This is a genomic window from Mycobacterium sp. NPDC003323 (assembly GCF_053589535.1).
Genome location: NZ_JBSFSB010000009.1, coordinates 1 through 14196, shown reverse-complemented (window position 1 = coordinate 14196; position 14196 = coordinate 1). Strand labels below are relative to the sequence as shown.

The window sequence follows — 14196 nt, the reverse complement described above, 5'->3', positions numbered from 1 at the left end:
GTGTTCACCGCATCGCTGTCAGCAAAGCGCCGTGCGCGTAAGTTCGCCGCCACCGTCGCCGCGGTAGCGGCCGTCGCCGGTGGATTTCTGGCGACGACGACGGCCGGGCCTGCTGCTCAGGTCCCCACCGCCTCGGCGGAGCCGTGCGCGCCCGTGGAACTGATCTTCGCGCGCGGCCGCAACGAGGCTCCCGGCGTCGGCCGGCTCGGCAACAACCTGGTGGGCGCCCTCAACGCGCGGCTGCCCCAGCCCGTCGGGGTATACGGGGTCAACTACCCGGCCAACACCGAGATCCCCGCGGGCGCCAACGACATCAGCAACCGCATCCAGTACATGGCCGGCGCCTGCCCGCAGACCAAGCTGATCGTCGGCGGGTACTCGCTGGGCGCCGCGGCGGCCGTGTTGGCGCTGTCGGCCAACCAGCCCGGGCTCGGCTTCAACCGGCCGCTGCCGCCCGGGATGGACCGCCACATCGCTGCGGTCGTCCTCGTCGGCAACTTCTCCAAATCGCTTCCCGGACACCAGATCGCCGCCCAGTACGCCGACCGCACCATCGACGTCTGCAATGCCGAGGATCCGGTGTGCTCGGGCGGTCTGCCGAACGACATCAATGATCTGCAACGGGTCTGGGGCGATCATCTGCAGGACGGCTACATCGGATCCGGTCTGATCGAGCAGGCCGCCGACTTCGCCGCAGCGCGCGTTCGCTGACCGGCGAACTTTCGCCTCACAGACGTCAATTCCGGCCGCTACAATCGGCACGGTGATCTTGAAGCCGAGGGGTCGGGGCCGCCGCTTCACGGTGCTGGCAGCCGCCATGGTCGTCGCGTTGGCCACCCTGACCACACCATCGCTGACCGCACCCGCGCTGCTACCGGTCGCCGGGGCCGCTTCCTGCCCCGACGCCGAGCTCATCTTCGCCCGCGGCCGCGTCGAATCCCCCGGAGCGGGTCAGATCGGCAATGCTCTGATCAGCGCGCTGCGCTCCAAGACGGGCAAGAACGTCGCGCTGTACGCGGTGAAGTACCCGGCCGACACCGAGATCGACATCGGCGCCAACGACATGAGTGCGCGCGTACAACACATGGCGGCCACCTGCCCCGACACCCGGCTGGTGCTGGGCGGGTATTCGCTGGGCGCCGCGGTCACCGATGTGGTGCTCGCGGTCCCGTTCTCGGCGTTCGGATTCAACAAGCCGTTGCCCCCGGGTGCCGATCAGAAGATCGCCGCCGTCGCACTGTTCGGCAACGGCATCGCCTGGGTCGGGCCGATCTCGAACTTCAATCCGCTGTACCAGGAACGCACCATCGAGCTGTGCCACGGCGATGATCCGATCTGCAATCCGACCGATCCGGAGAATTGGCAGGACTACTGGGCCGACCATCTGGCGCCGGCCTATATCAACGCCGGCATGGTCAACCAGGCGGCCGACTTCGTGGCACCGCGGATTTAGAGGGTGCGCAGATCCCGGGTGATCTGGATGCGTGCCGCCAATTCGTCGTCGGCGGGGTAATCGACGCCGACCAACGTCAGGCCTCGGGCCGGGGCCGCGGCGAAATCGCTGGAGCGTTTCGGCGCATCCAGCAGTCCGGCGCACCAGTGCGGATCTCGGCGGCCCTCCCCGACCGCCAGCAGCGCGCCGACCAGCGAGCGCACCATCGACCAGCAGAAGGCGTCGGCACTGACGTGCGCGGTGATCAGGTCACCGTCGCACACCCAGTCGAGCCGCTGTAGATCCCGGATCGTGGTGGCGCCCTCGCGGTGCCGGCAGAATGCCGCGAAATCGTGCAGACCCACCAGCTGCCGGGAGGCCTCGGCCATCGCCTCGACATCCAGCGGTCGCAGCCAGGGTGTGACGAACCGGGCCTGCTGGGGCAGCACCCCGAAAGGCGCGGTACCCAACCGGTATTCGTAGTGCCTGCGCAGGGCCGAGAAGCGCGCATCGAAGCCCTGCGGGGCGCGCGCCACGCGTAGCACCCGGATCTCTTCGGGCACGAAGCGGCTCAGCCGTCGGGTCAGCGGCGCGAACTCCGGTTCGCCGGCCGGGCGTGGGCTTCGCGGAAAGGCATGTCCCAGTGCGTCGGTCGGCACATCGAGGTGGGCCACCTGTCCGGTGGCGTGCACACCGGCGTCGGTGCGGCCGGCCGCCCGCAGCACCACCGGGGTACGGAACACCGTCGAGAGCGCGTCCTCGAGTACACCGGCCACCGTCCGCTGCCCGGCCTGGGTGGCCCAGCCGGCGAAATCGGTGCCGTCGTAGGCGATGTCGAGCCGCAAACGAACAAACCCGCCACCTGTTGGGGTGGCGGGTTCGTTCACAGCTCGACTACTTTGCGTCGTCAGCCTTCTCGTCCTTGGCTTCCTCGGCCTCGGTGGCCTCCTCGACCGGGGCCTCGGTGGCCTCGGCTTCGGTGGTCTCCTCGGTCACGGCCTCGTCGGCGCCCGTCGACTCCTCGGCCGAGGCCTCGTCGGCGGTGGGACCCTCGGCAGCCTCGGGCTCGACAGCAGCCTGGGGTGCCGCGGCGGCGGCGACCTTCTGAGCGGCATCCGCGCGGCGGGCGCGGTTGGCCTCAGACGTCACGGTCTTCTCCCGCACCAGTTCGATGACCGCCATCGGGGCGTTGTCGCCCTTGCGGTTCTCGATCTTGATGATGCGGGTGTAGCCACCGTTGCGGTCGGCGAAGAAGGGACCGATCTCGGCGAACAGGGTGTGCACCACATCCTTGTCGCGGATCTTCTTCATCACCTCGCGGCGGTTGTGCAGCTGGCCCTTCTTGGCGTGGGTGATCAGCTTCTCGGCGTACGGACGCAACGCCCGTGCCTTGGGCTCGGTCGTCTTGATCCGGCCGTGCTCGAACAGCGAGGTGGCCAGGTTGGCCAGCAGGGCCTTCTGGTGCGAGGACGAACCGCCGAGGCGGGCACCCTTGGTGGGCTTGGGCATTGCGACTATCTCCTTGTGGGGCCGACCCCCGTGTCAGGTAGGGCCGGGACGGACGTTCTGTTCTTAGAGCTGTTCGGTTTCGGCGAAGTCCTGGTCGGTGTCCAGGTCGTAGCCGGTGTCACCGGTCCAGGTGCCGGTGGCCACGTCGTACCCGGCCACCTCGGACGGATCGAAGGTGGCGGGTGAGTCCTTGAGCGACAGACCGAGCTGGTGCAGCTTGATCTTCACCTCGTCGATGGACTTCTGGCCGAAGTTGCGGATGTCCAGCAGATCCGACTCGGTCCGCGAGACCAGCTCGCCGACGGTGTGCACACCCTCGCGCTTGAGGCAGTTGTACGAACGCACGGTCAGGTCCAGATCATCGATCGGCAGCGCGAAGCTGGCGATGTGATCGGCCTCGGCCGGCGACGGGCCGATCTCGATGCCCTCGGCCGCCTCGTTGAGCTCGCGAGCCAGACCGAACAGCTCGACCAGGGTCTTACCGGCCGAGGCCAGCGCGTCGCGCGGGCTGATCGAGTTCTTGGTCTCGACGTCGAGGATGAGCTTGTCGAAGTCGGTGCGCTGCTCGACGCGGGTGGCCTCCACCTTGTAGGTCACCTTGAGCACCGGCGAGTAGATCGAGTCGACCGGGATGCGGCCGATCTCGGCGCCGGAGGCCTTGTTCTGCACGGCCGGCACGTAGCCGCGGCCACGCTCGACGACCAGCTCGACCTCGAGCTTGCCCTTGTCGTTCAGGGCCGCGATGTGCAGATCCGGGTTGTGCACCGTCACACCGGCCGGCGGCACGATGTCACCGGCGGTGACCGCACCCGGGCCCTGCTTGCGCAGGTACATGGTGACCGGCTCGTCCTCCTCGGAGGACACGACCAGACCCTTGAGGTTCAGGATGATGTCGGTGACGTCTTCCTTCACACCGGGGACGGTGGTGAACTCGTGCAGCACACCATCGATGCGGATGCTGGTGACCGCCGCGCCCGGGATGGACGACAGCAGCGTGCGCCGCAGCGAGTTGCCCAGGGTGTAACCGAAGCCGGGCTCCAGCGGTTCGATGGTGAACCGGGACCGGTTCTCGGCCAACGACTCTTCGGACAGGGTGGGTCGCTGAGAGATCAGCATTTTCTATCTCCTTCTCGGCACCCGCTATTTGATGCCGTCTGGTCGGTTGCAGCGGACGCTGCAACCGATTACTTCGAGTAGAACTCGACGATGAGCTGCTCGGTCAGCGGCACCTGGATCTGCGCCCGCTCGGGCAGCTGATGAACCAGGATGCGCTGGCGCTCGCCCACGACCTGCAGCCAGGACGGGATCGGGCGCTCGCCGGCGGTCTGCCGGGCCACCTCGAACGGGAAGGTGTTCAGCGACTTCTCTTTGACGTCGATGATGTCGTACTGCGACACCCGGTAGCTCGGGATGTTGACCTTCACACCGTTGACGGTGAAGTGGCCGTGGCTGACCAGCTGGCGCGCCATCCGCCGGGTGCGGGCCAGGCCGGCCCGGTAGATGACGTTGTCCAGCCGACTCTCCAGGATCTGGAGCAGGTTCTCACCGGTCTTGCCGGTCTGCCGGTTGGCCTCTTCGTAGTACTTGCGGAACTGCTTCTCCATGACGCCGTAGGTGAAGCGAGCCTTCTGCTTCTCCTGCAGCTGGGTGCGGTATTCGCTCTCCTTGATCCGCGCACGGCCGTGCTGGCCGGGCGGGTAGGGGCGCTTCTCGAACGACTGATCGCCGCCGACGAGGTCGACGCCGAGGCGGCGCGACTTGCGGGTTGCGGGTCCGGTATAACGAGCCATTTTCTAGATCCTCCCTAGACCCGGCGCCGCTTGGGCGGACGGCAGCCGTTGTGCGGCTGCGGGGTGACATCGGAAATCGCGCCGACCTCGAGGCCGGCGGCCTGCAGCGAACGGATCGCGGTCTCGCGGCCCGAACCCGGGCCCTTCACGAAGACGTCGACCTTCTTGACGCCGTGCTCCTGCGCCTTGCGGGCAGCGTTCTCGGCGGCCAGCTGCGCGGCGAACGGGGTCGACTTGCGCGAACCCTTGAAGCCGACGTGACCCGACGAGGCCCAGGCGATGACGTTGCCCTGGGGATCGGTGATCGAGACGATCGTGTTGTTGAAGGTGCTCTTGATGTGAGCAGCGCCGTGCGGGACGTTCTTCTTCTCCCTGCGGCGGGTCTTCTGACCCTTCTTGGCGGCGGTGCCGCCCTTCTTTGCCTGTGCCATCCGGGGTTACCTGGCCTTCTTCTTGCCGGCGATGGTGCGCTTGGGGCCCTTGCGGGTACGCGCGTTGGTCTTGGTGCGCTGTCCACGCACGGGCAGGCCACGACGGTGGCGCAGGCCCTGGTAGCAGCCGATCTCGATCTTGCGACGGATATCGGCCTGAACCTCGCGGCGCAGGTCACCCTCCACCTTGAGATTGGCTTCGATGTAGTCGCGCAGCTGGGTCACCTGGTCATCGGTGAGGTCCTTGGTGCGCAGGTCCCGGCTGATGCCGGTGGCTTCCAGGATCTCCTGGGAGCGGGTACGGCCGACGCCGTAGATGTAGGTCAGCGCGATCTCCATGCGCTTGTCGCGCGGGAGATCAACGCCCATGAGACGTGCCATCGGGCAGTGTTCCTTTTCGTTGCGGAGGTCTGATCCCAGTCCGTTCCCCTCACGGGGTCCGGCCTCCGTGCCGGACGTGGTGAGCAGCCAATCTGCTCAGTGGTACTGGGAGGTCTGCATTCAGTTGTGGGTGGTGCTGGTCTCTAGCCCTGACGCTGCTTGTGGCGCGGGTCGGAGCAGATCACCATGACGCGCCGATGCCGGCGGATCACCCTGCACTTGTCGCAGATCGGCTTGACGCTCGGGTTCACCTTCACGGCTTCGCGATCCTGTTCTGTCGTCTGTCGATTGCTGGTGGGCGGTCTTTACTTGTACCGGTACACGATGCGGCCCCGGGACAGGTCGTAGGGAGAGAGCTCCACCACGACGCGGTCCTCGGGCAGGATGCGGATGTAGTGCTGCCGCATCTTGCCGCTGATGTGGGCCAGAACCTTGTGTCCGTTCTCCAGCTCAATGCGGAACATCGCATTGGGCAGAGGCTCGACCACGCGGCCCTCGACCTCGATGGCACCGTCTTTCTTGGCCATACTGTCTTAGCGATCCTTGCCTTCGTTTTCGTATCTCTACGCCCCGGCACGACCGGACTCACCGACTACATGACGTGTGAGCCGGATCCGAAATCGGTAAGGTTTCCAGACGAGGCACGCAAAGAGTCGGCGCGGAGGCCGCACCGTTGGTCTACGATACCCGCTGTCCTGGTCTGCGCCAAAATCGTGCGTGAAATGGCGTTCCTTTCAGCCGCACGTCAGAAGTCGGCCGACCGCTTCGGCCGTTCCATGCGGGTCACAAACGCCGCCGCCTGCGTCCTGCGTTCCATCCCGAGCTTGGTCAGAAGACGCGACACGTAATTCTTCACCGTCTTCTCGGCAAGGAACATGCGATCGGCGATCTGCTTGTTGGTCAGGCCATCCCCGAGCAGATCCAGCAGCACCCGCTCCTGACCGCTCAGCCCCGACAATGGATCCGCGTGTTCGGCGTCATTTCGCAACCGCGCCATCAGCGCCGCTGCGGCCCGGTTGTCCAACAATGATCGGCCCGCGCCGACGTCCTTGATCGCCTTGGCGAGTTCCATACCCCGAATGTCTTTGACCACGTAGCCGCTGGCGCCGGCGAGGATGGCGTCGAGCATCGCCTCCTCGGTGGTGAACGAGGTCAACATCAAACAGCGCAGACCGGCCACCTTGGACAAGAGGTCACGGCACAATTCGATGCCGTTTCCGTCCGGCAGCCGGATGTCCAGTACCGCCACATCCGGACGCAGCGCAGGTATGCGCGCCATCGCCTCCGAGACCGAGCCCGCCTCGCCGATCACCTCCAACTCGGGATCGCTGCTGAGCAGATCGATCAGGCCGCGGCGCACCAACTCGTGGTCGTCGACCAGGAAAACGCGGACCATGGAGCACCTTTCTCCGACGTCCCCCCATTCTGAGCTTGCCGACACACCGCGGGAAGAGGCCACAGGTCCTCAATGGACAGGGACCTCGGACTCTGACATCAGGCGTAAGCCGAGTCGATAGTGATGCAGGTGGAGCGTCTCAACGCCTTTGATGCGGGATTCCTCGACGCCGAGGATGCCGATCCGCACATCAGCCTGGCCGTCGGTGCCATCGCGGTCCTGGCGGGCCCAGCCCCCGAACATGACGAACTGACAGCCGCGATCGGCGACCGGATCTTGGCCCTACCTCGCCTGCGTCAAGTGGTCCGCAGGCACGCCATGGACCTGTCGGCGCCGGAGTGGATGGATGACCCTGCGTTGGACCTGGCCCATCACATCCGCCGCGCGGCCCTACCGGCCCCCGGTGACGACGCTGCGTTGTTCACCTTCGCCGCCGAAGCCATGGAACCCAGACTCGACCGGGAACGTCCGCTCTGGCAGTGCTGGATCATCGAAGGGCTCTCCGAAGGTCGGTGGGCACTGTTGATGAAGGTGCACCACTGCATCGCCGATGGCATCGCGACCATGCACATGTTGGCCGGACTGAGCGACGGCGGCGAGGGTGAGACATACGTCGGCGCCATTCGCGCTGCGCGGATCGCCGACGACACCCGGCAACCCGGCGCGCTCCTGACGCTGAACCCGCTGCGGTGGGCACGCACCATCTGGGATACCGCATCGGCGGCATCGACGGCGGCGGCATTGACCATCGGCGGCACCGTCCAGATCATCGACAGCCTGCTTCGCGCGGGCCCGAAGAACACGCTGAACGGCCCGGTGACCACGATGCGGCGCTACAGTGCCGTCCGGGTGCCGCTGACCGACGTCGCTGCGGTGTGCCACGCGTTCGATGTCACCCTCAATGATGTGGCGCTGTCCGCCATCACCGACAGCTTCCGGGCAGCACTCAAGCGCCGCGGTGAGGTGCCACAACCCAAATCGCTACGGACACTCGTGCCCGTATCGGTGAGAGCCGACGACAGGGCCGATGCTGCCGGCAACCGGGTCTCGGTGATGCTGCCCTATCTGCCGGTCGACGAACCCGACCCGGTGCAACAACTCCATAGTGTGCATCGGCGGCTGGACAAGGCCAAGTCCAGCGGTCAGCGACAAGCCGGCAGTAATGCGGTCGCCGCACTCAAGCTGGTGCCGTTCGCCATCGCGACCCGGGCAGTCCGCGTCCTGACGTCGCTGCCGCAGCGCGGCGTCGTCACATTGGCGACCAATGTTCCCGGACCCCGTGATCATCTGCATGTGTTGGGAAGAGAAGTCGTTCAGATGCTGCCCATTCCGCCGGTGGCGTTACGACTCCGCGCCGCCGTGGCGATCCTGAGCTACGGTGACGATCTGGTGTTCGGAATAACCGGCGACTTCGACGCTTTCCCCGATGTCGATGCACTGACGGCGGGCATCGCACGGGCGGTGGCACACCTCACCGCGGTCGCTCGGCACCCGCATCCGGGTCGGCGTGCACTTGCCCTGATCGAATCGACCGAAGCCGCCAGATAGCTCGACGGACGTACGAGCAGCCGAAAGGAACGAGATGACCGAACCGGTAACAGTCGACAAGATCATTGTCGGGATTGATGATTCGGATCATTCCCAACCGGCCCTCGAGTGGGCCGTCAGGGAGGCGAAGCTACGCGGGGTGCCCTTGTCCGTGCTGCACGCCAGCACGCTACCGGTCGATGCCTGGCCGGTCGCCCCGATGCCGACCGGATATCTGGATTGGCGTGTGAAGATGGGCCGAGAACTTCTCGCGGACGCCGCCGAGCGTGTCGAGAAGATCGTCGAGGATGCCGTACCGGTGACGACCGAACTCGTCGTGGCGACCCCGACCGCGGCGCTGGTGGATGCGTCGCGGACGGCAGGGATGGTCGTGGTGGGATCGCGGGGAAAGGGAGCGCTGTCGCGCTGGGTGCTGGGCAGCGTCAGCTCGGGACTACTGCACCGCGCGCATTGCCCGGTGGTCGTGGTTCACGATGCGGCCCCGACGCCCACCGCCGATGCGCCGGTGTTGCTCGGCTTCGACGGGTCGCCGGCCTCGCAGTCGGCTATTGCGCTGGCTTTCGACGAGGCATCCCGGCGCGGGGTGGGTTTGGTCGCCATGCACGCATGGTGGTCCCCCGGCGCCTTCGAGATGCCCGGTTTCGATTGGGAGACCCTGCGCCCCGAGGTGAACCGGCAGATCCAGGAGATGCTGACGACGTGGCAGCACCGCTTCCCCGACGTGACGGTCGAACGCGTCGTGGTCGCCGACCAGCCGGCCGGACGGCTGGTGGAACGCTCGAGCTCCTGCCAGTTGATCGTGGTGGGCAGCCACGGACATGGGGCTGTTGCGGGTGCGCTGCTCGGCTCGGTCAGCAACGCGGTGGTGCACGCAGCCAGGGTTCCGGTGCTGGTCGCTCGTCCGCAATGACATCACCTGACCAGGGTGACCGATCCGCAGCGGTAGCGGGCTGATCGCGCCCGCCCCATACCCAGCACGGCGCCGCCGCAGGGACCTTGGTCACCATCGAAGCGGGACAAAGACACTCACGAATCCAGATCCAGACCGCTACCGTCGAAAAATGGATGTCGGTCATGTCACACAGGACGTACATTTCCATTCTGGTGGTTCGCGTGTCGCGGCGGTTCTGTATATCCCGATCGCCGGTGCAGGGCCCTTCCCGTGTGTGGTGCTCGCCCATGGTTTCTCCGGAACGATGGACTGGATACTGCCGGATTTTGCACGGGTGTTCGCCGATGCCGGCAGCGCGGTTCTGATCTTCGATTACCGCCACTTCGGCGCGAGTGAGGGAATGCCCCGCCAGCTGGTCGATTCCCGACGCCAGCTCGACGACATAAGAGCAGCGTTGGCCTACGCGCGATCTCACCCCGCCATCGACGAGCGGCGAATCGCTCTTTGGGGCACCTCACTCGGCGGGAGTCACGTCATCACCATCGCCGCCGAAGACTCCCGTCTGGCCGCTGTGGTCGCGAATGTCCCGGCACTGGACATGTACCGCGGACTGCGCCGACGGCACCGGTCGGCCACCTACCGACCGGGCCCGGCGGCGATCGCGCGGGCGGTTGGGTGGCTCGTCTGCTGCGCAGCACTCGACGAAGTGCGCGGATGGCTGGGGCTCAGCCCACTTTACCTTCCGGTGTACGGCCCGTTGGGACATGCCGCCTTCAGCGATCCCGAACTGGCACAACGCTTCCGGTATGTCGAAGCAAGTGCCCCGACCTGGCGCAACCGGATGACACCACGGTTTCTGTTCCACGCTCCGCGGTACCGTGACGGGACGGCCGAGCGGATCCGATGCCCGCTGATGGTGACACTCGCGCACGACGATGCCGAGGTCTCGTCGCCGTTCGTCAAAGAGAAGGTCGCCGGTGCAGTGCATCTGACGACCATCGAGTATCCGGTCGGCCATTTCGACCTGTACCACGGCGCGGCACGCGATCAGCTCGCCCAGGACCACTGTCGCTTCCTGAGTCGAATTCTCGGACTCTCGCCGGATCCGACCGATCGTGACGACCACCTCGATGGCCAACGGCCCTATCCGCGTTCCGTCGTGCGGTAGAAGGGGCAAGGCATCATGACGACTCCGATGATGAAGGCGTGGCGAGTGCGCACACCAGGCCCGGTGAGCACACACCCCCTGGAATTCGTCGACACCCCGATACCGGTACCGGCCGACGACGAGGTTCTGATTGCCGTGCAAACCTGCGGCGTGTGCCGCACCGATCTGCACGTTGCCGAAGGTGACCTCCCGGTGCACCGGCCTCTCGTGACGCCCGGGCACGAAGTGGTCGGAGAGGTTGTGTCGCTCGGAACGAACGTCACCAACTTGACTGCGGGGGCGCGGGTCGGTGTCGCATGGCTTCGGCATACCTGCGGACGATGCCGCTATTGCGCGGCCGGCCGAGAGAACCTCTGCCCGGACAGTCGGTACACCGGTTGGGATGCCGATGGTGGCTACGCGGAATTCCTCACCGCGCCAGCCGCCTACGTCTACTCACTGCCCGACGGATACAGCGACGACGAACTCGCCCCGCTGCTGTGCGCGGGCATCATCGGATACCGGTCGCTGCGCCGCGCAAGTCTGCCGGCCGGCGGCCGATTGGGCATATACGGTTTCGGCGGCAGCGCCCACATCACCGCCCAGGTTGCCCTTGCCGAAGGCGCCGAGGTCCATGTGATGACCCGCGGCGAGGATGCCCGCAAACTCGCCCTGGAACTCGGGGCGGCCTCCGCTCAAGGACCTGCGGACCGGCCCCCCGTCGCCCTGGACTCGGCAATTCTGTTCGCCCCGGTGGGCGACCTGGTGCCGCCTGCAATGGCAGCACTCGACCGCGGAGGCACATTGGCCATCGCAGGCATCCATCTCAGCGACATTCCCGTACTCAACTACCAACGCCACCTGTTTCAGGAACGCCAAGTGCGTTCGGTGACTTCGAATACCCGCGTCGATGCTGTCGAGTTCCTGGCGTTCGCGGGCCGGCACCGGCTCGACGTCACCGGGCCGCGCTATCCGCTCGCACACGCCGACCGCGCCCTCGAAGACCTCGGATCGGGCGCCATCACCGGCGCAGCAACACTGAGAGTCGGGTCCTGAGAGGCGATCACATGGAGACGAGCCGCCCCGACGACACCCCGGCCATCGTGGTCGCCGTCGACGGATCAGAGGCGAGTGCGGCCGCAGTTGCGTGGGCCGCTGACGAGGCGCTCCTGTGTAGCAGACGACTCGTATTGGCACATGCCTGCCCGACCGTCATCATCGACACTCCTGATCCGGCACTTCGTGATCGTCTGCAGAAGCTGCGCATGCACCATGCCAGGGACTATCTCAGCGATATCAGATCCGGGCTGACCCGAGACACCGCGTTGCGCGCTGCCGATATCACGATCGCTTTGCATCTCGGTAACCCGGTCAAGATCCTCATCGAACTTTCGACCCGAGCGTGGATGCTCGTGGTGGGCAGCCGCTTTCGCGGGTCGTTGGGCGGACGCAGGATTGGATCGGTGAGCTCGGCGTTGTGCAGCAGGGCACATTGTCCGGTCGCCGTCATCCATTCCTATGATGCCGACCGCGCCGGCAAGCCGGTCGTCGTGGGAGTCGACGGCTCGCCGATATCGAACCACGCGGTCACCTTCGCTTTCGCCGAGGCTCAGCGGCGACATGTCGGGCTGGTTGCCGTGCACGCTTGGAGTGATGTCGGTGTGCTCGAAATTCTGGGCCCCGAATGGGAGGACTACCGCCGACACGCACACGCCGCGCTGACCCGGGCACTCGCTGAGAGTCGACTGAGCTACCCCGATGTCACCGTCGCCGAGCGCGTGTACTGCGACCGTCCGGCACATTGGCTCACCGAAAGCGCGGCCGAAGCCGGTCTCGTCGTCGTCGGCGGTCACGGCAGAGGGCGCCTGTCCACGTTGATCGCCGGCTCCGTCGCGGTCGCGGTGGCCGAGGCGACGGTCACCCCGGTCGTCGTCGTTCGTGGCACCTAGTGCGTTTGCAGCGCAGCGCGCAGCGCGTCGGTGTCACGGGTAGACGTCTCCCCCGGTGATCCGCATGCCCCTGAAGGGCCGCCGTGCTGGGAGTCCCGGAAGATCAACAATGAGCAGTCGGTTCCGCGCAGGATATTCGTGGATCGCGTGCTGAGCAGCTGATTGACCAGGCCAGGGTCATCGGGCCAGGTGATGACAAGCTGGTCGATCTGGGCGCTCAATGCCAGCAGATCGACGATGTCATCGGGCCGCTGAAGGACGCACCGCAAGGTGTCCTTGCCTGCTCCTTCGCGGAACGTCGCCGCCAGCGCGTGCCGGATACCTGCTGTCCGTTTCGAATCGGTCGGCCAAGGCGACAGCGCGAGAATCGATGCGGTGCGCGATCTTGCCTCCGCACCGGCAACCTGCAGCAGACCGGTCGAATCGAACCGATCATCGAGAACCGCGACCACCCATCGGTGCGGCCCGACAGGATGATGCGCATGTCGCCTGTGCACAATGGCCACCGACGACTTCGCCGTACGCGCCACCCTCGCCGCTGTCGATCCCCGTCGGCCGGGTCCGGAATCGTGCGTTCCCTTCCACCCGACGCACAACAGCTGCGCAGAACGTGACGCCTCGGCCAACACGTCGGCCGGATCGCCTGTCAGCAGGTCGGTTTCGACGTCGAGAGCGGGCTGGTAGGCCTGCAGCGCGGCCTTGAGTTCGCGGAGCTCCTTGCCGGCGTTTGCCGTGTCCGTGCTCGGGTTTCGATCATGCCGGACGAGCACGGTCACCAGGCGCAGCGGCGCGTTTCGGGTCACCGCCTCCTCCGCGGCCCAAAAGGCAGCACGGAAAGCTGTTTTCGAACCATCGACACCGACGACGACGGGTTGCGAGTCCGATACGGTCATCATCTGCCTTCACGTTTGCCGATCCAGGGATGCCTCCGAGGCTAGGGGGCTGACCACGACATCGGCATGGTCTTTGGTCCTCGACACCGCGCCATCGGTCCTTTCGCATCACCCGTGCCGGATGAGTTGCGAGGCGCGATGGTCGAAGCGGCATGTGGGCTGTCGGGGTACTGAGCCACCCTGCAGGGGAGGTTGACCCTATCTATTGAACGGCAGCAGGACTACCGTCGGTGCTGTCATGCTCGAGCAGCCGGGTCTGACGGTTTCGCTGGTCCGCACGACCAGAGGCAGGAGGGTTCATCGAGCCTGCCGGACATGGCACGCCGTCGGATCCGGAGCCGGCGGCGTCGCTGCGGCCGGAGACGATTCGCGTTGGAGCGTTCATCGATCCCTTTTCTCGCCCGGGGCACCAGACGTGTGCTCGGGCGGCGTTTCTGACGCCGCGCGGTCAGCGCACTTGCGCATGCTGCGCAATAGTTCCGTTGCCCACGACAGTTGCATCCACCGCCGATTCGTTCACCCGTTGTTTGCTTGCACCTCGATTCGATAATTGTCAATATCGATGGGTGTCGAATTCATCCGCAGGCGCTCCCCCTCCGGATGCCTGCTGCGCGCCGGGTGCGCTGCTGCGCGAGCCACTGACAGCCGCCGAGGCCACCGACATGGCCGTCAAACTCAAGGCTCTCGCCGATCCGGTTCGGCTGCAACTGTTCTCGGCGATCGCCAGCCGCGCCGGTGGCCAGGCGTGCGTCTGCGACGTCGCCGACGGCGTCGCGGTATCGCAGCCGACGGTGTCACATCACCTCAAGGTGCTGCGCGACGCCGGCC

Annotated in this window: 18 protein-coding genes; 8 read left to right on the top strand and 10 right to left on the bottom strand. The window is 66.2% G+C overall.

What is annotated here, in order from left to right; all coding sequences use genetic code 11:
• Both ACWDUN_RS19675 and ACWDUN_RS19670 read left to right on the top strand, forming a co-directional pair.
• A complete protein-coding gene (locus ACWDUN_RS19675) occupies positions 1 to 711 on the top strand; it encodes a cutinase family protein (RefSeq protein WP_449931602.1) in 711 nt (236 codons plus the stop codon).
• Between the two features lie 106 nt (positions 712 to 817).
• Positions 818 to 1453 carry a cutinase family protein gene (locus tag ACWDUN_RS19670; RefSeq protein ID WP_449931851.1) on the top strand — a complete coding sequence of 212 codons (636 nt, stop codon included), beginning with the start codon at positions 818 to 820 and terminating at the stop codon, positions 1451 to 1453.
• Here the strand turns inward: ACWDUN_RS19670 and truA are convergent.
• The 9 genes from truA to ACWDUN_RS19625 all read right to left on the bottom strand — a co-directional run bounded on the left by truA (position 1450) and on the right by ACWDUN_RS19625 (position 6939).
• A complete protein-coding gene (gene truA / locus ACWDUN_RS19665) occupies positions 1450 to 2319 on the bottom strand; it encodes a tRNA pseudouridine(38-40) synthase TruA (protein WP_449931600.1) in 870 nt (289 codons plus the stop codon). The two genes, ACWDUN_RS19670 and truA, sit on opposite strands and share 4 nt — an antisense overlap.
• 7 nt (positions 2320 to 2326) lie before the next feature.
• Positions 2327 to 2941, bottom strand: coding sequence for a 50S ribosomal protein L17 (gene rplQ / locus ACWDUN_RS19660; RefSeq protein ID WP_449931598.1), 615 nt, complete (start codon positions 2939 to 2941; stop codon positions 2327 to 2329).
• Between the two features lie 63 nt (positions 2942 to 3004).
• Positions 3005 to 4057, bottom strand: a complete 1053-nt coding sequence (locus tag ACWDUN_RS19655; protein ID WP_440759207.1) for a DNA-directed RNA polymerase subunit alpha — start codon at positions 4055 to 4057, stop codon at positions 3005 to 3007.
• Between the two features lie 68 nt (positions 4058 to 4125).
• Complete coding sequence (rpsD, locus tag ACWDUN_RS19650) at positions 4126 to 4731, bottom strand: 30S ribosomal protein S4 (protein ID WP_083055599.1); 606 nt, start codon at positions 4729 to 4731, stop codon at positions 4126 to 4128.
• Between the two features lie 14 nt (positions 4732 to 4745).
• Positions 4746 to 5162: a 30S ribosomal protein S11 gene (rpsK, locus tag ACWDUN_RS19645; protein WP_019512358.1), complete on the bottom strand. Its 417-nt coding sequence runs from the start codon at positions 5160 to 5162 to the stop codon at positions 4746 to 4748.
• Positions 5163 to 5168: 6 nt separating this feature from the next.
• Complete coding sequence (gene rpsM, locus ACWDUN_RS19640; RefSeq protein ID WP_067963615.1) at positions 5169 to 5543, bottom strand: 30S ribosomal protein S13; 375 nt, start codon at positions 5541 to 5543, stop codon at positions 5169 to 5171.
• Positions 5544 to 5686: 143 nt separating this feature from the next.
• Entirely contained in the window at positions 5687 to 5800 is a 114-nt protein-coding gene (gene rpmJ / locus ACWDUN_RS19635; RefSeq protein WP_079925868.1) for a 50S ribosomal protein L36, read from the bottom strand.
• Positions 5801 to 5848: 48 nt separating this feature from the next.
• Complete coding sequence (infA, locus tag ACWDUN_RS19630) at positions 5849 to 6070, bottom strand: translation initiation factor IF-1 (protein WP_003418601.1); 222 nt, start codon at positions 6068 to 6070, stop codon at positions 5849 to 5851.
• 218 nt (positions 6071 to 6288) lie between these two features.
• The gene (locus ACWDUN_RS19625; RefSeq protein ID WP_449931593.1) at positions 6289 to 6939 is read right to left on the bottom strand and encodes a response regulator transcription factor; all 651 of its coding nucleotides are present in this window, start codon (positions 6937 to 6939) and stop codon (positions 6289 to 6291) included.
• A 129-nt stretch (positions 6940 to 7068) separates the two neighbouring features.
• Here ACWDUN_RS19625 and ACWDUN_RS19620 point away from each other — a divergent pair, with 129 nt between their 5' ends.
• From ACWDUN_RS19620 to ACWDUN_RS19600, 5 genes are all read left to right on the top strand, one after another.
• Entirely contained in the window at positions 7069 to 8487 is a 1419-nt protein-coding gene (locus ACWDUN_RS19620; protein WP_449931591.1) for a wax ester/triacylglycerol synthase family O-acyltransferase, read from the top strand.
• A 34-nt stretch (positions 8488 to 8521) separates the two neighbouring features.
• Positions 8522 to 9397, top strand: coding sequence for a universal stress protein (locus ACWDUN_RS19615; RefSeq protein WP_449931589.1), 876 nt, complete (start codon positions 8522 to 8524; stop codon positions 9395 to 9397).
• 151 nt (positions 9398 to 9548) lie between these two features.
• Positions 9549 to 10547, top strand: a complete 999-nt coding sequence (locus ACWDUN_RS19610; RefSeq protein ID WP_449931587.1) for an alpha/beta hydrolase — start codon at positions 9549 to 9551, stop codon at positions 10545 to 10547.
• A gap of 15 nt (positions 10548 to 10562) precedes the next feature.
• Positions 10563 to 11582: a zinc-binding alcohol dehydrogenase family protein gene (locus ACWDUN_RS19605; RefSeq protein ID WP_449931585.1), complete on the top strand. Its 1020-nt coding sequence runs from the start codon at positions 10563 to 10565 to the stop codon at positions 11580 to 11582.
• 11 nt (positions 11583 to 11593) lie between these two features.
• Entirely contained in the window at positions 11594 to 12475 is an 882-nt protein-coding gene (locus ACWDUN_RS19600; protein ID WP_449931583.1) for a universal stress protein, read from the top strand.
• Here ACWDUN_RS19600 and ACWDUN_RS19595 read toward each other — a convergent pair.
• Entirely contained in the window at positions 12472 to 13368 is an 897-nt protein-coding gene (locus tag ACWDUN_RS19595) for a universal stress protein (protein WP_449931850.1), read from the bottom strand. The genes ACWDUN_RS19600 and ACWDUN_RS19595 overlap by 4 nt on opposite strands.
• A gap of 566 nt (positions 13369 to 13934) precedes the next feature.
• On the opposite strand from ACWDUN_RS19595, the gene ACWDUN_RS19590 reads away from it, so the two are divergent.
• Positions 13935 to 14196, top strand: a 262-nt coding sequence (locus tag ACWDUN_RS19590; protein ID WP_449931581.1) for a metalloregulator ArsR/SmtB family transcription factor, incomplete at its 3' end; no start/stop codon positions are given.

What these genes read in the sequence shown, in the direction of transcription:
- rpsK (WP_019512358.1), bottom strand. Translation starts at nt 5,162, where the DNA reads ATGGCACAGGCAAAGAAGGGCGGCACCGCCGCCAAGAAGGGTCAGAAG.
- ACWDUN_RS19670 (WP_449931851.1), top strand. Translation starts at nt 818, where the DNA reads ATGGTCGTCGCGTTGGCCACCCTGACCACACCATCGCTGACCGCACCC.
- rpsM (WP_067963615.1), bottom strand. Translation starts at nt 5,543, where the DNA reads ATGGCACGTCTCATGGGCGTTGATCTCCCGCGCGACAAGCGCATGGAG.
- ACWDUN_RS19605 (WP_449931585.1), top strand. Translation starts at nt 10,563, where the DNA reads ATGACGACTCCGATGATGAAGGCGTGGCGAGTGCGCACACCAGGCCCG.
- ACWDUN_RS19625 (WP_449931593.1), bottom strand. Translation starts at nt 6,939, where the DNA reads ATGGTCCGCGTTTTCCTGGTCGACGACCACGAGTTGGTGCGCCGCGGC.
- ACWDUN_RS19610 (WP_449931587.1), top strand. Translation starts at nt 9,549, where the DNA reads ATGGATGTCGGTCATGTCACACAGGACGTACATTTCCATTCTGGTGGT.
- ACWDUN_RS19600 (WP_449931583.1), top strand. Translation starts at nt 11,594, where the DNA reads ATGGAGACGAGCCGCCCCGACGACACCCCGGCCATCGTGGTCGCCGTC.
- ACWDUN_RS19615 (WP_449931589.1), top strand. Translation starts at nt 8,522, where the DNA reads ATGACCGAACCGGTAACAGTCGACAAGATCATTGTCGGGATTGATGAT.
- rplQ (WP_449931598.1), bottom strand. Translation starts at nt 2,941, where the DNA reads ATGCCCAAGCCCACCAAGGGTGCCCGCCTCGGCGGTTCGTCCTCGCAC.
- ACWDUN_RS19655 (WP_440759207.1), bottom strand. Translation starts at nt 4,057, where the DNA reads ATGCTGATCTCTCAGCGACCCACCCTGTCCGAAGAGTCGTTGGCCGAG.
- rpsD (WP_083055599.1), bottom strand. Translation starts at nt 4,731, where the DNA reads ATGGCTCGTTATACCGGACCCGCAACCCGCAAGTCGCGCCGCCTCGGC.
- ACWDUN_RS19595 (WP_449931850.1), bottom strand. Translation starts at nt 13,368, where the DNA reads ATGACCGTATCGGACTCGCAACCCGTCGTCGTCGGTGTCGATGGTTCG.
- infA (WP_003418601.1), bottom strand. Translation starts at nt 6,070, where the DNA reads ATGGCCAAGAAAGACGGTGCCATCGAGGTCGAGGGCCGCGTGGTCGAG.